The organism is Pseudomonas sp. Yb2C2 (assembly GCF_052112325.1).
In the GTDB taxonomy this organism is placed as follows: Bacteria; Pseudomonadota; Gammaproteobacteria; order Pseudomonadales; family Pseudomonadaceae; genus Aquipseudomonas; species Aquipseudomonas marginalis.
Genome location: NZ_JAVAJK010000029.1, coordinates 1 through 16,907 on the forward strand (window position 1 = coordinate 1; position 16,907 = coordinate 16,907).

The 16,907-nt window shown below is 63.1% G+C and carries 16 protein-coding genes; 8 read left to right on the plus strand and 8 right to left on the minus strand.

All coding sequences use genetic code 11. The features are described 5' to 3' along the window. Positions 1-145: 145 nt before the first annotated feature. The 3 genes from Q8X51_RS28695 to Q8X51_RS28705 are packed head-to-tail and all read right to left on the minus strand — an operon-like array spanning position 146 to position 2,668. Positions 146-862 carry an ABC transporter ATP-binding protein gene (locus tag Q8X51_RS28695; RefSeq protein WP_407694550.1) on the minus strand — a complete coding sequence of 239 codons (717 nt, stop codon included), beginning with the start codon at positions 860-862 and terminating at the stop codon, positions 146-148. Further along, positions 859-1,686, minus strand: coding sequence for an ABC transporter permease (locus tag Q8X51_RS28700; RefSeq protein WP_065927772.1), 828 nt, complete (start codon positions 1,684-1,686; stop codon positions 859-861). The genes Q8X51_RS28695 and Q8X51_RS28700 overlap by 4 nt, the downstream gene beginning before the upstream one ends. Before the next feature lie 10 nt (positions 1,687-1,696). Then, a complete protein-coding gene (locus tag Q8X51_RS28705; protein WP_323147189.1) occupies positions 1,697-2,668 on the minus strand; it encodes an aliphatic sulfonate ABC transporter substrate-binding protein in 972 nt (323 codons plus the stop codon). Between the two features lie 429 nt (positions 2,669-3,097). Here Q8X51_RS28705 and Q8X51_RS28710 point away from each other — a divergent pair, with 429 nt between their 5' ends. After that, positions 3,098-3,313 carry a TOBE domain-containing protein gene (locus Q8X51_RS28710; RefSeq protein ID WP_003173733.1) on the plus strand — a complete coding sequence of 72 codons (216 nt, stop codon included), beginning with the start codon at positions 3,098-3,100 and terminating at the stop codon, positions 3,311-3,313. Between the two features lie 47 nt (positions 3,314-3,360). Here Q8X51_RS28710 and Q8X51_RS28715 read toward each other — a convergent pair whose 3' ends face one another. Both Q8X51_RS28715 and Q8X51_RS28720 read right to left on the minus strand, forming a co-directional pair. Further along, positions 3,361-4,506 (minus strand): MalY/PatB family protein, encoded by a 1,146-nt coding sequence (locus tag Q8X51_RS28715; RefSeq protein WP_407694549.1) that lies wholly within the window; start codon positions 4,504-4,506, stop codon positions 3,361-3,363. Positions 4,507-4,584: 78 nt separating this feature from the next. Continuing rightward, positions 4,585-5,436, minus strand: coding sequence for a LysR substrate-binding domain-containing protein (locus tag Q8X51_RS28720; protein ID WP_370671275.1), 852 nt, complete (start codon positions 5,434-5,436; stop codon positions 4,585-4,587). Between the two features lie 243 nt (positions 5,437-5,679). On the opposite strand from Q8X51_RS28720, the gene Q8X51_RS28725 reads away from it, so the two are divergent. From Q8X51_RS28725 to ggt, 7 genes are all read left to right on the plus strand, one after another. Beyond that, positions 5,680-6,501: a transporter substrate-binding domain-containing protein gene (locus tag Q8X51_RS28725; RefSeq protein ID WP_407694548.1), complete on the plus strand. Its 822-nt coding sequence runs from the start codon at positions 5,680-5,682 to the stop codon at positions 6,499-6,501. 13 nt (positions 6,502-6,514) lie between these two features. Continuing rightward, positions 6,515-7,249, plus strand: coding sequence for an amino acid ABC transporter permease (locus Q8X51_RS28730; protein ID WP_074848142.1), 735 nt, complete (start codon positions 6,515-6,517; stop codon positions 7,247-7,249). Next, on the plus strand, positions 7,239-7,922 hold the full coding sequence (locus Q8X51_RS28735; protein WP_407694547.1) for an amino acid ABC transporter permease: 684 nt from the start codon (positions 7,239-7,241) through the stop codon (positions 7,920-7,922). Before Q8X51_RS28730 ends, Q8X51_RS28735 begins: the two co-directional genes overlap by 11 nt. Then, positions 7,909-8,733, plus strand: coding sequence for an amino acid ABC transporter ATP-binding protein (locus Q8X51_RS28740; RefSeq protein ID WP_065927767.1), 825 nt, complete (start codon positions 7,909-7,911; stop codon positions 8,731-8,733). The genes Q8X51_RS28735 and Q8X51_RS28740 overlap by 14 nt, the downstream gene beginning before the upstream one ends. Positions 8,734-8,749: 16 nt before the next feature. Beyond that, positions 8,750-9,346 (plus strand): cysteine dioxygenase, encoded by a 597-nt coding sequence (locus Q8X51_RS28745; RefSeq protein WP_074846557.1) that lies wholly within the window; start codon positions 8,750-8,752, stop codon positions 9,344-9,346. A gap of 39 nt (positions 9,347-9,385) precedes the next feature. Beyond that, complete coding sequence (metC, locus tag Q8X51_RS28750; RefSeq protein WP_407694546.1) at positions 9,386-12,088, plus strand: cystathionine beta-lyase; 2,703 nt, start codon at positions 9,386-9,388, stop codon at positions 12,086-12,088. A gap of 92 nt (positions 12,089-12,180) precedes the next feature. Next, positions 12,181-13,905 (plus strand): gamma-glutamyltransferase, encoded by a 1,725-nt coding sequence (gene ggt, locus Q8X51_RS28755; RefSeq protein WP_074846565.1) that lies wholly within the window; start codon positions 12,181-12,183, stop codon positions 13,903-13,905. A gap of 142 nt (positions 13,906-14,047) precedes the next feature. Here the strand turns inward: ggt and Q8X51_RS28760 are convergent, their stop codons facing one another. From Q8X51_RS28760 to Q8X51_RS28770, 3 genes are all read right to left on the minus strand, one after another. Continuing rightward, positions 14,048-14,566, minus strand: a complete 519-nt coding sequence (locus Q8X51_RS28760) for an AAA family ATPase (protein ID WP_065927763.1) — start codon at positions 14,564-14,566, stop codon at positions 14,048-14,050. Continuing rightward, the gene (gene pnuC, locus Q8X51_RS28765) at positions 14,563-15,126 is read right to left on the minus strand and encodes a nicotinamide riboside transporter PnuC (RefSeq protein WP_065927762.1); all 564 of its coding nucleotides are present in this window, start codon (positions 15,124-15,126) and stop codon (positions 14,563-14,565) included. Before pnuC ends, Q8X51_RS28760 begins: the two co-directional genes overlap by 4 nt. 115 nt (positions 15,127-15,241) lie before the next feature. Continuing rightward, positions 15,242-16,876, minus strand: a complete 1,635-nt coding sequence (locus Q8X51_RS28770; RefSeq protein ID WP_065927761.1) for a methyl-accepting chemotaxis protein — start codon at positions 16,874-16,876, stop codon at positions 15,242-15,244. Between the last annotated feature and the right edge of the window lie 31 nt (positions 16,877-16,907).

The window sequence follows — 16,907 nt, forward strand, 5'->3', positions numbered from 1 at the left end:
CAACGCGGGGCAAGCCCGCTCGCCACAGGTTAGGAGTAGTCCTCAGATCACGTGGGGCGTGGAGGTGCAATCTCGAATGCGTTATTGGTTGAGCCTGCGCAAGCTTATTGTGGTGAGCGGGCTTGCCACAGGTTAGGAGTAGTCCTCAGATCACGTGGGCACGCTGCAACTCGGTCAAGGCCAGCGCCTTGAGCCGGGCCAGCAGCGGGTCACGCCGATCCCTCGGATGCGGCAGGTCGACCGTCAGCTCCTGGCGAATGCTGCTGGGCCGGTTGTCCATCACCAGTACCCGGTCACTCAGGTACAGCGCTTCGTTTACATCATGGGTCACCAGCAACAGGGCGATGGCGTGGTGCGCGGCCAGTTGCAGCAGCAAGTCCTGGAGCTTCATGCGGGTGAAGGCATCCACCGCACTGAACGGTTCATCCAGCAACAGCACCTGCGGACGTGAATACAGGCCGCGTGCGATCGCCACCCGCTGTGCCATGCCGCCGGACAATGCCTTGGGCAGCGCCTGGGCGAAGCCCTTGAGGCCGACTTCCTCGATCAATTGTGTGACCCAGGCCCTGTCGTAGCGGTTGTCATCGCTGAAACCAATGTTCTGCTCCACCGTTAGCCAGGGCATCAGGCGCGGTTCCTGGAACACGAACGCCACGTCGCCGTCAGGGCTGCGCAGTTCGCCCTGGAAGTCCTTTTCCAACCCGGCGACGATCCGCAGCAGGGTACTTTTGCCACAGCCGCTGGGGCCCAGCAGGCTGACCGCTTCGCGCGGCTGCAAGGCCAGGCGTACATCTTTCAATACGGTGGTGCTGGCAAAGCTTTTACGCTCCACCCGAATGTCCAATAACGGCTGCGTACTCATTGTTCCGCTCCTTGGCCGGTGAAGGTGTCGCGCCAGGCCAGGCAGCGTTTCTCCAACGCCGCGAGCAGGCCGTCGCTGACCTTGCCCAGTAGCGCCAATACGATAATGGCGGCCAGCACGATGTCGGGCCGAGAGGTTTCCCGCCCATCGCTGAGCAGGTAACCCAGGCCCTTGGTCGCCGCGATCAGTTCGGCCGCCACGAGGAACATCCACGCCAGGCTCAAGCCACTGCGCAACCCGGTAAACAGGCCGGGCAGGGCGGCGGGCAGCAGGATCCGGCGCACCAGGCGGCGGCGACTGAACCCGTACATTTGCCCGACTTCCACCAGCTTGCGATCAATATCGCGAATCGCCGCGACGCCATTGAGGTACACCGGGAAAAACGCGCCAATGGCGATCAGCACAATCTTCGAGGTTTCATCGATGCCCAGCCAAAGCAGCAGCAAGGGCACCCAGGCCAGGCTCGGGATCGAACGCAGGCCGGCGAAGGTCGGCTCCAGATAGGCTTCGGCTTCACGGCTCAAACCGACCCAGGCGGCGAACACCAGGGCCAGGCCGGCGCCGATGGCAAAGCCCAGCAGCACGCGGGCGAGGCTGGCGCTGATGTGTTTCCACAAGGCGCCCTCGGCGAGGTCGGTGAGGGTCACGGCGATCTCGCTGGGCGCCGGCATCTGGTAGGACGGCAGCCAGCCTACCCGCACGACCCCTTCCAGGATCATCAGGATCAGCACCGGCAAGACCAGGCCTTTGAACCGTCGTGGCCAGGCGCTGCGCTGGCTGACTGCGGGGACGGGAAGGGGCAATGCCTGGCTTTTGCTGGTCATCGCGCGCCCCTTATTGCTTCGACAGGGTTTGGCCAAACGAAGGGTCGATCAGTTGATCGATCACCTGGTCCACATTCACCCCACGACGCACCAATTCCTCGGACACCAGGATCGGCGCCGCCGCCTTCGACGACTGCACATCCTTGGCGCTCAACAACGGCGTGCTCAGATCGGTACGCGACAATTGCAGCTTGGCCACTTCCAGCGGCAGGCCGGATTCATCCGCCAGCAACCTGGCGAATTCATCGGGGTGCTTCACCGCCCAATCCCGGGCTTTTTCATACGCCCCGAGCACCTTGGTGATGGTCTGTGGGTGCGCCTTGGCGAACTGCTCGGTGACGCTCACCACGCCGTAGCTGTTGAAGTCCTTGTTGCGGTACAGCAGGCGCGAACCGGCCTGGATTTCACTCGCGGCCATGTGCGGGTCGAGGCCGGCCCAGGCGTCCACGTCACCTTTTTCCAGGGCGGTGCGGCCGTCCGGGTGTTGCAGGTGCACCAGCTCCACGTCGTCTTTTTTCAGCCCGGCTTGTTGCAGGCTGCGCAGGGTGAACAGGTACGGGTCGGTGCCTTTGGTTGCGGCGATTTTCTTGCCCTTCAGGGCGCTGACGCTGTTGAGCGGCGAGTCCTTGCGCACCACCAGGGCGGTCCACTCGGCGCGGCTGTAGACGTACACCGATTTGATCGGGCTGCCATTGGCCCGGCTCAACACGGCGGACAAGCTGGCGGACGAAGCGAAATCCACGCCGCCGCTGTTGAGGTATTCCAGGGAGCGGTTGCTGCCCTGGCTGAGTACCCAGCCGACCTTGCTGTGGGGCAGGGCCTGTTCCAGCCAGCCGAAGTGCTTGAGCACCAGGCTGACCGGCGAGTAGTAGGCGTAGTCGAGGTTGACTTCGGCGGGATCGGTTTCGGCGGCATATGCCTGCGCCTGCAGGCTCAGGACGAGGGCGCAGGCGCCGAGTACACGCTGGGTGAAGGGTTTCATGGAACAGCTCCGGACAAGGCGTTGAGAGAAGGCTTTTCTTATATTCAGAAAACTGATTCGGCATGTTCCATCATGCTTTCCAGGAATATGCAGTCTCTATGCCAAGGCCAGCGCTCCCCCGCGTAGATAACGTCTTAACCGTAAATATCGCCTTATCCACATCCGTAGCAGCTGCCGAGCGCAAGCGAGGCTGCGTCAGGCGCGCTGCCGATTCAGGCTCGAGTCGTGGCCGACGCAGCCTCGCCGGGGCTCGGCAGCTGCTACCAGGGGAGCAAATTGTTGATCAGATGTTGGTAAGGCAACAGTGTTCATATGTGTTTATGGAATAAATAAAGAGTTATATATTCCTTTTAATATTCTACGTGATAGCGCACTTTGAGGGCCTGCGCATTCGTGCGGATTGACCCAACAGCCAAAAGGAAAGCCGACATGACTATTAAAGCGATCAACGTGCGCAACCAGTTCAAGGGCGTGATCAAGGAAATCCTGCTGGGGGAGGTGGTGTCCGAAATCGACGTGCAAACCGCGTCCGGCATCGTCACCTCGGTGATCACCACCCGCTCGGTGCGTGACCTGGAATTGAAGGTAGGCAGCGAAGTGATTGCCTTCGTGAAGTCCACCGAAGTGTCCATCGCCAAGCTGTGAAGCCCACCGGATGTGGGAGCGCTGCTCCCACATTCATAAAGTCTGCCTCAGCGCTGCTGCAGCGCACGCTCCATACGTTGCAGACCCTCTTCCAGCAAAGCCCGTGGGCAGCCGAAGTTCAGGCGCACGAACTGCTGGCTGTCGTCACCGAATTCGATCCCCGCACTCAGCCCGACCTTGGCCTGCTCCAGGAAGAACTGCTGTGGGTCGTCCAGGCCCAGGGCGCTGCAGTCCAGCCAGGCGAGGAAGGTGCCTTGCGGCGCATGCATCACCACACCGGGCAAGCGGGTTTGCACGGCGTCGAGCAGGTAATCGCGGTTGGCTTGCAGGTAGTGCTTCAGCGCGTCGAGCCATTCACCGCACTGGCTGTAGGCGGCGCGGGTGGCTTCCAGGCCCAGGGGGCTGACGCTGTCGACCATGCCGCAGCGGGCCTGGTTGAAGCGCTCGCGGATCCCGGCGTTCTGGATCACCGCAAAGCAGGTCTTCAGGCCGGCCACGTTGTAGGCCTTGCTCGCCGACATCAGCGTGATGGTGCGCTGGGCAATCTCAGGGCTAAGGCTGGCGGTGGGGATGTGGCGGCGGCCGTCGAAGCACAGTTCGGCGTGGATTTCGTCGCTGATGATCAGCGCGCCGTTTTCCAGGCAGGCAGTGGCCAGGGCCAGCAGTTCTTCGCGGGGGAAGACCTTGCCGATGGGGTTGTGCGGGTTGCTCAGCAGCAGTGCGCCGGCGCCGGTCAGGGCCTTGCGCAGGGCGGGCATGGGGGTGATGTATTCGGCGTTGTTCAACTCGAACGGTACTTCGATGCGCGGCAGGTTCCAGTGGCCGGGCGCCAGGCGAATCGGCCGGTAGTTGGGGGTTTGCAGCACCACCGGCTGGCCCGGTTGGACGAAGGCGTGCAGCGCCATATTGAAGCCAGGCTCAACGCCAGGCAGGAACAGCAGGTCGTCGGGCTGCACGCGCCAGGCGTACTTGGCCCACAGGTCGGTCACGATGGCCTCGCGTACATCCGGGCCGGCCACACTGTAGCCGAGAATCTGCTGGTCGAGGCGCGCGTGCAGGGCCTGCAGCACGGCGGGCGGCGCGGCGATGTCCATGTCGGCGATCCACATCGGCAACACATCGGCCGGGTAGCGGTTCCACTTGGTGCTGCCGGTGCCGAGGCGGGGGTGGAGCGTGTCGAAATCAAAGCTCATGAAGGGGCTCGTGTCAGGGAGGGCAGGCGGGAATGGCGATGATTCTAACGGGATAAAATCCAGATGCCAGCCCCGTCTTTACAGGCCCTGGCTGCCCCGAATCAAGTCATACGCCTTGCGCGCAATGGGGTTCGCCGTATTCGGCCGAATCCACAGGTAATACGTGACCTCCGGCAACCTCGGCAACCCATCCGTTTCGCCCAGCACGCGCATGTCCGGGCCGAGCATTTCCATGCTGCGCGGCGTCACGCCCAGGCCCGCGCGAGTGGCCGCTTTAATCCCGATCAGGTTCGACGCCAGGTACGCCTGGCGCCAGGGAATGTTCGCCCGTTCCAGCGCCTCCAGCGCGTAGCGCCGGTAGATGCTCGGCTCATCCACCAGGATCAGCGGCAGCGGCTCGCTCGGCTGGTGGATGTACTGCGCCGAACAGATCCACCACACCGGCGACGTACGCAGCGCAAAGCCTTCCAGGTTCGGGTCGGCGCGGGTGGAGATCACCATGTCCACCTTGCCCCTGTGCAGGTCGTCCATCAGGAACGGACTGCGGCCCACGTCGATCTCCAGGCGCAGGCGCGGCGCCGAGCGGGCGATATGGCTGAGGATCGGCGGCAGGATGGTGTCGGCAATATCGTGGGGCGAGCCGATGCGCAGCACACCGCTCAGGCTGCTCTCGCGCAGGGAATTCAATGCATCGTCATTCAGCGCCAGCATCTGCCGCGCATGACGCAGCAGTTGCAGGCCGGGCTCGGTCAGTTGTTTTTGCCGGCCGCGCTTCTCGAACAGGCTGACCCCCACTTGCTGCTCCAGGCGCTGCATATGCTGGGTCACGGACGACTGGGTGCGCGCCAGGTGCGTGCCGGCTTCGGCGAAACTGTGGTGGTCGACCACGGCGATAAAGGTGCGCAGGAGTTCAAGGTCGAGGGTCGACATGGCCATTTCCAGGGGCGGTTTTATATCAAGGACGTGAAGTTAAACATTACAGATATTTATGCTTTTCTGAAGATTATTTTTTCGTGGTCCAATAAATAAAGGGTTATGCCAAAAACGAAGGCGGGGCAGATACGGCAAGTTATAACGATATGAGATATTTGCATTTCCGTTGCCCGCGCACTCTCCCTAGCATGCCCCTCCATCAGGTCGGGGTACGCCGATCATTCGCCAGGGGGAAGTCCAATGATGTTCAAGAAATGGTTGCCGGTGGCCCTGGGGTCGATGATCGCCCTGGGCGGCAGTGTGGCGGCGCAGGCCGATGCGACCCTGGACAAGATCGAGCAGCGCCATGTGCTGGTGGTGGGCGTGTTGTTGTCCGGCGGGCCGTTTGGCAGCATCGATCCGGCGACGCAACAGCCCAAGGGCTTGAACGTCGACCTGGCCAATGAGCTGGGCCGTCAACTCAAGGCCGAGGTGCAGCTGGTGCCGGTATTGCCAGCCAATCGCGTGCAGTTCCTGCAACAGGGCAAGGTCGACCTGCTCATCGCCAATATGGAATGGACCGCCGAACGCGGTGAAATCCTCGGCTTCGTGCCGACGCCGTTCTACCGCGTCGGCGGTGCGGCTGCGGTGCTCAAAGACAGCCAGTTCTCCCGCTGGGAAGACCTCAAGGACCAACCCGTGTGCACCTCCCAGGGCAGCAGCTACGTCAAGCCGCTGACCGAGTTCGGCGCGCAGCTCAAGGCGTTCAAGAGCTCGTCCGAATCGCTGCTGGCCCTGCGGGGCAACAACTGCGTCGCGGCGGTGCACGACTCTACCCTGATCAACCCATTGATCAACGACAGTGCCGAATGGAAGGACTACCGCGTCCTTGGTCCGGAGCTCAACCCGGCACCGTCGGTGATCTGGACCCGTCGTGGCGAGAGTGACACCCAGGCCAAACTCGACCCGATCGTCAAGGAACTGCACCGCAGCGGCTGGCTGATCAAGGCCCAGACCCGCAACCGCATCAGTCCGGCATCACCGGCCCTGGTGGAGTTGCAGAAACAGTTCAAGGGTGCTTGAGCCGGCAATGGAGATGAGTCATCTGCTTGAGCTTTTCGTCGATTGGGCCGCGCGTATCGGCCTGAACTACACCTTCCTGCTCGACGCCTATCAGCGCGGCAGCCTAGTCCAGGGCGCGCTGACCACCGGCCTGCTGTGCCTGTTCACGATCCTCGGCAGTCTGCTGGCGGGGATCACGCTGGCGGCGATGCTGACTTCAGGCAACCCGTGGCTGGCCAAGCCGGCGCGGGTGTTTGTGGAAGTCACGCGCAACACGCCGACGCTGGTGCAGCTCTACTGCGCGTTCCTGGTGTTGAACATGCTGTTGACCCAGGCGGTCGGCGCGGCCAACCCGCTGACGCCGTTCGCCTGGGTGGTGATCGTGATCTCGCTGCACAAGGGCGCGTTTCATGCCGAGGCCTTGCGCGCCGGCATCGAAGCGGTGCCTGCCGTCACGCTGGAGGCCGCCAGCTCCCTGGCCTTCAGCCGCCGCCAGTTGCTGTGGAATGTGCAGTTGCCCCTGGCGCTGCGCTTTGCCTTGCCGTCGTTGATCAACAACCTGATTGACCTGGTGAAGATGACCGCCGTGGCCTCCGCGATTGCGGTGGGCGACATCACCTACGCGGCGATCATGATCTGGACCCAGAGTGACAACGTACTGGAGCTGATGCTCCTGATCCTGAGCTTTTTCGGCCTGCTGAGTTTTATCGTCAATTGTGTGGGGCGCTGGCTTGAAGCGCGCCTGAGGATGCCCGGCTATGGCCATTGATTCATTTTCCGTGCTGTCGGCGTTGTGGCAGTGGTCGCCGGCGCTGGTCGCAGGCTTTGGCCAGAATATCCTGATCAGCCTGCTGGCGATCGGCATGGGGTCGGTGCTGGGCCTGGTGATCGGTGCGTTGGCGTTGTCGCCCCTGGGCTTTGTGGCGCGGCTGTGGGTGCAGGTGTTTCGCAATGCGCCGTGGCTGGTGCTGATCTATTTCACTACCTACGTGTTCCCGTTCGAGATTCGTATCGGCAGCAGCTATGTGTCGTTCCCCGATTGGGTCAAGGTCACTATCGGCCTGGCGTTACCGGCCAGCGCCAACGTGGCGGAAATCTTCCGGGGCGCCATCGGTTCGATCCCCAGCACCCAATGGGAAGCCGCGCGGTCCCTGGCATTCACCCGTGGCCAGCTGTTTCGCTCGATCATCCTGCCGCAGTGCTTCAAGCGCATGTTGCCGCCGTGGATGAACCTTTACGCGGTGGTCACCATGGGCACTGCGCTGGCCTCGCTGGTGGGCGTGCATGACGTGATCGACACCGCGCAGATCGCCAGCAACACCGTGAACATGACCGGCTTTACCGTGGTGATCTACCTGAGCCTGCTGGTGCTGTTCTTTGCCTATTGCTACCCGATTTCCCGCCTGACCCAACACCTGGAGCGCCGTTATGCCTTCTACTGAACCCCTGGTGAGCCTGCGGGATGTGCACTTGTCGTTCGGCGCCAACCCGGTGCTCAAGGGCATCGACCTCGACGTGCTGCGTGGCCAGGCCGTGTCGATTATCGGCCCGTCCGGCTCGGGCAAATCCACGATCCTGCGCTGCATCACCGGGCTGTTGCAGCCCCAGCGCGGCAGTATTCGCGTGGGCCAGACCCAGGTCGACAGCCTGGTCCAGGAAGCCCAGCGCATCGAGTTGCGCAAGCGCGTCGGCTTTGTGTTCCAGCAATACAACCTGTTCCCGCACTTGTCGGTGCTGGAAAACCTGGTGATCGCCCCGCGCAAGGTGCTCGGTCGCAGCCGTGCCGATGCGGAAAAAGACGCGCGGGCGCTGCTGGCCAAGGTGCGCATGGAGCACAAGGCCGATGCGTACCCCGGCCAGTTGTCCGGCGGCCAGCAGCAGCGCGTGGCGATTGCCCGCGCCCTGGCGATGCGCCCGGAGCTGATCCTGTTTGACGAAGTGACCTCGGCGCTCGACCCGGAAACCGTCGGCGAAGTGCTGACGGTGATTCGCGAATTGACCGAAGAGGGCATGACCTGCGTGCTGGTCACCCATGAAATGCGCTTCGCCGAAGAGATCAGCGACGTCGTGTACTTCACCGAAAACGGCGTGATTGTCGAGCATGGCAGCGCCACGCAGATCTTCCAGAACCCTGGCAACGAACGCACCCGGACGTTCCTGCGCCATGCCTTGGGCGATTCGGGGCGCCGTGGCCCCATCAACCATGACCCGTACCTGTTGACCCATTTGAGCCGTTACAGCCTGTCAGTCTGATAAGAGGAAAACCGTGATGAGCAACGCAAACCGTGCCGCCGTGATCGAGGCGTTTTTGCAGCAGATCCGCGTCATCAACCAGCGCGGCGTAGACCGCGCAGCCCTGGTGGACATCGTCGGCCTGCTGGAACAATTGGCCGAGCGCCGCGACCTGTTCAACTTCGAAGAATTCCCCGCGCCTGTGCCAGGGCAGGGCAGCACCGCATTCCGCTATCGCCTCAACGACGACGGCGATACGCCGACCCTGTACCTCAACTCGCTGTTGCCGGGCAAAAGCACGCTGCCGCACAACCATGAGACCTGGGCGATCATCAGCGCGGTGGAAGGCCAGGAGATCAACTACGTCTATGCACGCAATGACGAAGGCCACGAGCCGGGCTTCACCACTCTGAGCCTGGAGAAGGAAGTGATCGTGCAGCCGGGCACGTCGATCTCGTTCCTCGGTGAAGACCTGCATGGCATCAAGGTTGAAGGTGAGCAGGCCACGTTGCATTTCCACCTGTATGGCTTGCCGCTGGAATCCCTGAACGGCCGCTACGGTGTGGACGCGGACGGCCGCATCCTCAACTACAACGCCTCGCAGATGGCGCCGTCGATCAAGGCCTATGCCTGACGCGTTGCCGTCACTTTTCTCTTAATTGTTGGGACTTCCATGAGCCAGACCATCACCCCACGTCAACTGCAGCAATGGCTGTTCGATGGGCAGGAAATCGCCGTGTTCGACGTGCGCGAACACGGGCAATACGGCGAAGCCCACCTGTTCCATGGGGTGAACCTGCCCTATAGCCGCCTGGAGCTGGAGGTACGCCGCCTGGCGCCCAACCCGCAGGTGAGGCTGGTGATCTATGACCAGGATGGCGGCGAGGTGGCGGCGCTGGTTGCCGCGCGTTTGCAGGCGCTGGGCTACCGCCGCGCGCATGTGCTGGAGGGCGGTGCCGAGGGTTGGCAGGCGGCGGGGTTGCAGCTGTTTGCCGGTGTGCATGTGCCGTCCAAGGCCTTTGGCGAATTGGTCGAAGAGGCCAGCCATACGCCTCACGTCACCGCCCGGCAACTGGCCGATTGGCAAGCCAGTGGCGAGCCGCTGGTGGTGCTGGACGGGCGACCGTTCGAGGAGTACCGCAAGATGACCATCCCCGGTTCCATCTGCTGCCCCAACGGTGAGCTGGGCTACCGCGTACAGGATCTGGTGCCGGATGAAAGCACGCCCATCGTTATCAACTGTGCAGGACGCACCCGCAGCATTATCGGCGCCCAGACCCTGATCAACCTGGGCCTGAAAAACCCTGTCTATGCCCTGGAAAACGGTACCCAGGGCTGGTACCTCGAAGATTTCCAGCTGGAACATGGCAGTACTCGGCGTTATGCCGATCAGGTCAAGGGCGACCTGGCCTCGCAGCGTCTGGCGGCACGGCAGTTGGCGGGGCGGGCAGGGGTGGTCGAGGTGTCAGCGGATCAAGTCCGGCTGTGGGCCGAGGACGCGCAACGCAGCCTGTTCCTGTGTGATGTGCGCACTGCTGAGGAATTTGCCCTCGGCTCGTTGCCAGGCGCGCAACATACGCCGGGCGGGCAGTTGATCCAGGCCACCGACCTGTATATCGGCGTGCGCCAGGCGCGCATCGTGCTGGTGGACAGCGATGGCGTGCGTGCGCCGATTGTCGCCAGTTGGCTGCGTCAACTCGGGCACCAAGCCTATGTGCTCAGCGGTGGTATCGACAGCGGCCTGGCGCTGCCGGTGTTGCCGACGGTGGCGTATGAGCCGTTGCCGCTGATCAGCGCCCAGGCCCTGGCGCTGGAATTGAGCGATGTGAACCTGATCGACCTGCGCCCGAGCATGGCCTACCGCAAGGGCCATATTGCCGGGTCCCGCTGGTCGATTCGTGCGCGGCTCAAGACCGACCATCGTCCCTTGGTGCTGGTGGCGGATGACCCGGCATTGGCGGCCTTTGCTGCCGAAGGCCTGTCGGCCCGGTTGCTCGACGGTGGCTTCGCTGCCTGGGCCTCGGCCGGCCTGCCGGTCAACCAAGATCCGCAGACACCGCCCGACGCCGAGTGCATCGACTTCCTGTTTTTCACCCACGACCGTCACAACGGCAACAAGGACGCCGCGCGCCAGTACCTGGCCTGGGAAATCGGCCTGCTCGCGCAAATGAGCGAAGCGGAAATCGCCAGCCTCCAGCCGTTGGCACCTGTGTCGCGGGTGCGCACGCGCTTGATCCATGCCGCGCGTACCGAAAAAGGTCATGGCGGCCGCGCAGTCAATGTGCCGATTACGCGCCTGAGCACCGTGCTGTTCGACAACCTGGCGCAGATGCGCGACGCCCGTGCCCGCCGCGACAGCGAGCGGGTGCTGACCTACGGCGCGCGTGGCAACCCGACCTCCCATGCGCTGGAAGACCTGGTCACCGAGCTGGAGGGCGGCTTTCGCACGCGGCTCTACGGCACGGGCCTGGCGGCGGCGGCCCAGGTGTTCCTGGCCTACCTGCGCCCCGGCGATCATGTGCTGATCACCGACGCGGTGTATTCCCCGGTGCGCAAGCTGGCACGTGAATTCCTCCAGCCGTTCGGAATCGAGGTCGGCTACTTCGCACCCGATGGCAAGGGGCTGGAAGCGCAACTGCAAGCCAACACCCGGCTGGTCTACGCCGAAGTGCCGGGCTCACTGTTGTATGAGCTGTGCGATCTGCCGGCGATTGCCGCGTTGTGCAAGCCACGCGACATCCTGCTCGCCGTCGACAACACCTGGGGCTCGGGCTACCTGTACCGGCCACTGGCGTTGGGCGCGGATATTTCGATCATGGCCCTGACCAAATACCTCGGCGGCCACAGCGACGTGATGATGGGCAGCGTGTGCACCACACCAGCGGCCTGGCCGGCGCTGGGCAGGATGAGCGACACCTTCGGCAACGCGGTGAGTGCCGACGACGCCTACCTGATCCTGCGCGGCGCACGCACCCTGGCCTCGCGCCTGGATGTGCACGAACGCCAGGCCGTGGACATCGCCCTGTGGTTGCAGGCGCAACCGCAGGTCAAGCGCGTGTTCCATCCGGCCTTGCCCGGGCATCCTGGGCATGGGTTGTGGCGCCGGGACTTCACCGGCAGCAATGGGTTGTTGTCGTTTGAACTGATGAATGCAGACGCCGCTTACGTCGAGCGGTTTATCGACGGCTTGCAGCTGTTCGGCCTGGGCGCTTCGTGGGGCGGCTATGAAAGCCTGGTCACCGTGGCCGACACCGGCGACCGCGACAGTGCGGCCGACCGTGGGCTGAACCCGGTGGTGCGCCTGCATATCGGTCTGGAAGATGTGGCGGCGTTGATTGAGGATCTGCAACGCGGCTTTGTACGTGCCGTTCTGTGACCGACAGGTTCTGTAATAAAAACGCCATTGCGCTGGGGATTAAATTCGGGACGGGCTATTTTGGTGCATCTCAATAACTAGAGTAGCCATGGATGAAATACCAACCCTTCAGCCGCACACTGATTGCCACCGCCTTGGTGTTGACGGTCAGCGGCGTACAAGCCGCGTCCCAGGCCCCGGTGGCCGGTGAAAATGGCATGGTGGTGACCGCCCAGCATTTGGCCACGCATGTCGGCGTGGATGTACTCAAGGCCGGCGGTAACGCGGTGGATGCCGCCGTGGCGGTCGGCTATGCGCTGGCGGTGGTGTACCCGGCGGCGGGTAACCTGGGCGGCGGCGGGTTCATGACCGTGCAACTGGCGGATGGGCGCAAGACCTTCCTCGACTTCCGCGAAAAGGCCCCGTTGGCGGCCACCGCCGATATGTACCTTGACAAGGCCGGCAATGTCGTTGAAGGCCTGAGTGCCAAGGGTCACCTGGCCGTCGGCGTGCCCGGCACCGTCTCAGGCATGGAGCTGGCCCTGAGCAAGTACGGCACCCTCAAGCGCGCCCAGGTGATTGCCCCGGCGATCAAGCTGGCGGAAAACGGTTTTGCCCTGGAGCAGGGTGATATCGATCTGCTGCACACCGCCACCGGTGAGTTCGAAAAAGACAAGGATATGCGCGGGATTTTCCTGCACAACGGCCAGCCGCTGCAGGTCGGCCAGAAGCTGGTGCAGAAAGACCTGGCGAAAACCCTGAAGGAAATCTCCGCCAAGGGCAGCGACGGTTTCTATAAAGGGTGGGTCGCCAAGGCCCTGGTGGATTCCAGCCAGGCCGGCAAGGGCATCATCACCCAGGCCGACTTGGACAAGTACAAGACCCGCGAACTGGCGCCCATCGAGTGTGACTACCGTGGCTACCACGTGGTCTCGGCACCGCCGCCAAGCTCGGGCGGTGTGGTGATCTGCCAGATCATGAACATCCTCGAAGGCTACCCGATGGCCGACCTGGGCTATCACTCGGCCCAGGGTCTGCACTACCAGATCGAAGCCATGCGCCACGCCTACGTGGACCGTAACAGCTACCTGGGCGATCCGGATTTCGTGAAGAACCCGATCGAGCATCTGCTGGACAAGAACTACGCGGCCAAGCTGCGTGACGCCATCGAGCCGCAGAAGGCCGGGGATTCCCAGGCGATCAAACCCGGTGTGTCGCCCCATGAAGGCAACAACACCACCCACTATTCCATCGTCGACAAGTGGGGCAACGCGGTCTCGGTGACCTACACCCTCAACGACTGGTTCGGTGCGGGCGTGATGGCGAGCAAGACCGGGGTGATCCTCAACGATGAAATGGACGACTTCACCGTCAAGGTCGGGGTGCCGAACATGTACGGCCTGGTCCAGGGTGAAGCCAACGCCATCGCACCGGGCAAGGCGCCGCTGTCGTCGATGAGCCCGACCATCGTGACCAAGGACGGCAAGGCCGTGATGGTGGTGGGTACACCGGGCGGCAGCCGCATCATTACCGCGACCCTGCTGACCATCCTGAATGTCATCGACTATAAGATGAACATCCAGGAAGCCGTGGACGCGCCGCGTTTCCACCAGCAATGGATGCCGGAAACCACCAACCTGGAGACCTTCGCGATCAGCCCGGACACCCAGAAGATTCTGGAAAGCTGGGGCCACAAGTTTGCCGGGCCGCAGGATGCGAACCACTTGGCGGCAATCCTGGTGGGGGCACCGTCCCTGGAGGGTAAGCCGGTGGGTAACAACCGCTTCTATGGGGCGAATGACCCGCGTCGTAACACCGGCCTGTCGCTGGGCTACTAACCACCCCGGTGTTGTAGTGAGCGGGCTTGCCCCGCGCTGGGTGGCGAAGCCGCCCCAATAAAAAACACCGCAGCCTGCCAGACAGGTCGCGGTGTTTGGTTTTAGGGCGGCTTCGCCACCCAGCGCGGGGCAAGCCCGCTCACTACAACAGCTGTTCTACCGCAGCAAAGGCGGCGGTGCGGCGCTCCTCCCAACTCCCCCTGATGACCACCACCGCCTGTCGATGCGCCTGCATCCACGCCAGGCTGTCCTGGAAAAACGCCTGGCGGTCGGCCAGTTCCGGTTGGCAGCGTTGACCGTCGGCGGTCCATTCCACATCATCCGGCGACAGCAGCAGGTGCAGGTCGTAATGCCGCGCCAGCAGTTCATCGTCGAGCCACGCCGGGTAGTCGCCGAACAAGGTCTGGCTCCAGAGTTTGTTGGTCAGCAGGTGCGTGTCGAGGACCAGCAGGCGCGGTTGCCGGGCGCGGGCGGCATCTTCCCAGGCCAGTTGGCCGTGGGCGATGGCCGGAATATCCGCCAGGCTGGTGTCGCGCTGGTGGCGGTCCATGAAATCGCGCACGTATTCACGCACCATCAGCCCGCCGAAATGCGCGTGCAACTCGGCGGCCAGCCAGCTTTTACCGCTGGATTCGGGGCCGGCCAGTACCACCACCTTCATGGTTGCAACGCCGGGTCGGCGCGCCATTCACGCCAGCCTTGCACGGCGATCACGGTGAACAGGGCGTAGAGCGCAGCGGTGAGGTACAAGCCCTTGTAGAGGAACAGCCCGACAAAAATCACGTCCACGGCGATCCACAGCGGCCAGCATTGCACGCGTTTCTGCGCCATCCACATTTGCGCCACCAGGCTGAAACCGGTGAGGGCAGCATCCAGCCAGGGTTGCGCGGCGTCGGTCCAGTGCGCCATCGCAGCGCCCAGCAGCAGGCTGCCGACCGCGCCGATGGCCATGCTGATCATGATTGCCGGCCAACCCAGGCGGGTGACCTGGCGCCCTTGCTTGACCTCGCCGGCGCGGGTCCACTGCCACCAGCCGTAGACTTGCAGGGCGGCGTAGACCACTTGCAGCAGCATGTCGGAATAGAGTTTCACGTCATAGAACACCCAGGTGTACAGCAACACCATCACCAGGCCGATGGGCCAGCACCAGGGGTTTTGCTTGACCGTCAGCCAGACAGCGATCACCCCCAGGGCGGCGGCGAACAGTTCAAGCCCGGACATGGCGGTTCCTTGGGAGAGTGGGAGAGGGCGGGGATTGTAACCAGAGGTGAGCGATCTTCAAAACATCGGAGGGCAAATGTGGGAAGGGCTTGCCCCTCCCACATCTGGAGCGGCGTCAGACCTTGAATTGGCGCAGCAGGCCGTCGAGTTGTTCGCTCAGCCCGCGTAAATGCACGCTGGCCACGTTGGACTGCTCGGCCGCCATTGCGGTGCTGTGGGACAGGCTTGCAGCCTGGGTGACGTTCTGGTTGATGTCTTCCACCACATGGGCCTGTTGCAGGGTGGCGCTGGCAATCGAGGCATTCAAACCGTTGAGGTTGTGCAGCGCCTGGCCGATGGCGGTGAGGCTGGCACCGGCCTGGCCGGCTTGTTCGATGGTCAGTTGCGAGGCGCTGTGGCTGTCGCTGATCACCTTGACCGCGGCTTCCGAGTGACCTTGCAGGCGCTCGATCATCGCCTGGATCTCGGCGGTGGATTTTTGCGTGCGCTGGGCCAGCAGGCGGACTTCATCGGCCACTACGGCAAAACCACGGCCTTGTTCCCCGGCGCGTGCCGCTTCAATGGCGGCGTTGAGGGCCAGCAGGTTGGTCTGGTCGGCGATGGAGCGGATCACTTCCAACACACCACCGATCTGCGTGCTTTCGCTGGACAAGGTGCGGATCACTTCCACGGCCTGGCTGATGGTGGTGGAGAGCTGGTCGATCTGCTGCAGGCTGCTGTCGATATTGACCTGGCCTTGCTGCGCCTGGGCCTGGGCATCGCGCATTTCGCTGGCGGCGTGTTCGGCGTTCTTGGCCACGTCCTGCACGCCGTAGGTGACTTCATTGATGGCGGTGGCCACCAGTTCCATCTGCTGGGACTGTTGCTGGCTGCGGTCATGGGCTTGGGTCGCGTTGTTGCCCAGTTCCGTGGAGGACTGGCCCAGGGCGTTGGCGCACACCTGCAACTGGCTGACGACCTGGCGCAGCTTGGCCGTGAAGGTGTTGAAGTGCTGGGACAGTTGGGTGACTTCGTCGCGGCCGTGGGTATCGAGGCTGCGGGTCAGGTCGCTTTCGCCGCTGGCGATGTTGCCCATGGCGTTCACCGCATCCTGCAGGGGGCGCACGATGCTGCGGGCAATCAGCGAGACCAGCAGGGCCATCACCAATGCGATGCCGAGGACGATAAACGAGGCCTTCCACACTTGGCTGTTGAACTCGGCCTGCACATCGTCCACGTAAACGCCGGAGCCGATGATCCAGCCCCACGGCTCGAACAACTGGATATACGAGGTTTTCGCCACTGGCGCCTCCGCACCCGGTTTCGGCCAGCGGTAGTTGATGATGCCGGCACCCTTGGCCTTGGCCAGGATCACGAACTCGTTGAACACGGCAAACCCGTCGGGATCGCGGATGGCCGAGAGGTTCTGGCCGTCCAGCTTGGGGTTGGCCGGGTGCATGATCATCACGGGGGTGAGGTCATTGATCCAGAAGTAGTCGTCGTGGTCATAGCGCAAGCCGCGCACCGCGCTCAGGGCTTGTTTTTGCGCGGCTTCGCGGGTCATCACCCCGGTGGTTTCGAGGCTGTGATAAAACGTCAGGATCCCGCTGGCGGTCTGGACCACGTGCTGGGTCTGCTGGCGCTTGGCCTGGTACAGGTCGTCGTGGATCTGCTTGAGCATCAGCAAACCCAGGGCCATCAGCATCAGCACGGCGACGATCAGGATCATCCAGAGGCGTCGGCTGATCGACATATTGCGCAAACTGTTCATCGTCCTGTCACTCCGGGCTTTTTATAATTGT

Excerpts from the sequence above, each read along its gene's own strand:
- Q8X51_RS28695 (WP_407694550.1), bottom strand. The coding sequence starts at position 862 with ATGAGTACGCAGCCGTTATTGGACATTCGGGTGGAGCGTAAAAGCTTT.
- Q8X51_RS28700 (WP_065927772.1), bottom strand. The coding sequence starts at position 1,686 with ATGACCAGCAAAAGCCAGGCATTGCCCCTTCCCGTCCCCGCAGTCAGC.
- Q8X51_RS28705 (WP_323147189.1), bottom strand. The coding sequence starts at position 2,668 with ATGAAACCCTTCACCCAGCGTGTACTCGGCGCCTGCGCCCTCGTCCTG.
- Q8X51_RS28710 (WP_003173733.1), top strand. The coding sequence starts at position 3,098 with ATGACTATTAAAGCGATCAACGTGCGCAACCAGTTCAAGGGCGTGATC.
- Q8X51_RS28715 (WP_407694549.1), bottom strand. The coding sequence starts at position 4,506 with ATGAGCTTTGATTTCGACACGCTCCACCCCCGCCTCGGCACCGGCAGC.
- Q8X51_RS28720 (WP_370671275.1), bottom strand. The coding sequence starts at position 5,436 with ATGTCGACCCTCGACCTTGAACTCCTGCGCACCTTTATCGCCGTGGTC.
- Q8X51_RS28725 (WP_407694548.1), top strand. The coding sequence starts at position 5,680 with ATGATGTTCAAGAAATGGTTGCCGGTGGCCCTGGGGTCGATGATCGCC.
- Q8X51_RS28730 (WP_074848142.1), top strand. The coding sequence starts at position 6,515 with ATGAGTCATCTGCTTGAGCTTTTCGTCGATTGGGCCGCGCGTATCGGC.
- Q8X51_RS28735 (WP_407694547.1), top strand. The coding sequence starts at position 7,239 with ATGGCCATTGATTCATTTTCCGTGCTGTCGGCGTTGTGGCAGTGGTCG.
- Q8X51_RS28740 (WP_065927767.1), top strand. The coding sequence starts at position 7,909 with ATGCCTTCTACTGAACCCCTGGTGAGCCTGCGGGATGTGCACTTGTCG.
- Q8X51_RS28745 (WP_074846557.1), top strand. The coding sequence starts at position 8,750 with ATGAGCAACGCAAACCGTGCCGCCGTGATCGAGGCGTTTTTGCAGCAG.
- metC (WP_407694546.1), top strand. The coding sequence starts at position 9,386 with ATGAGCCAGACCATCACCCCACGTCAACTGCAGCAATGGCTGTTCGAT.
- ggt (WP_074846565.1), top strand. The coding sequence starts at position 12,181 with ATGAAATACCAACCCTTCAGCCGCACACTGATTGCCACCGCCTTGGTG.
- Q8X51_RS28760 (WP_065927763.1), bottom strand. The coding sequence starts at position 14,566 with ATGAAGGTGGTGGTACTGGCCGGCCCCGAATCCAGCGGTAAAAGCTGG.
- pnuC (WP_065927762.1), bottom strand. The coding sequence starts at position 15,126 with ATGTCCGGGCTTGAACTGTTCGCCGCCGCCCTGGGGGTGATCGCTGTC.
- Q8X51_RS28770 (WP_065927761.1), bottom strand. The coding sequence starts at position 16,876 with ATGAACAGTTTGCGCAATATGTCGATCAGCCGACGCCTCTGGATGATC.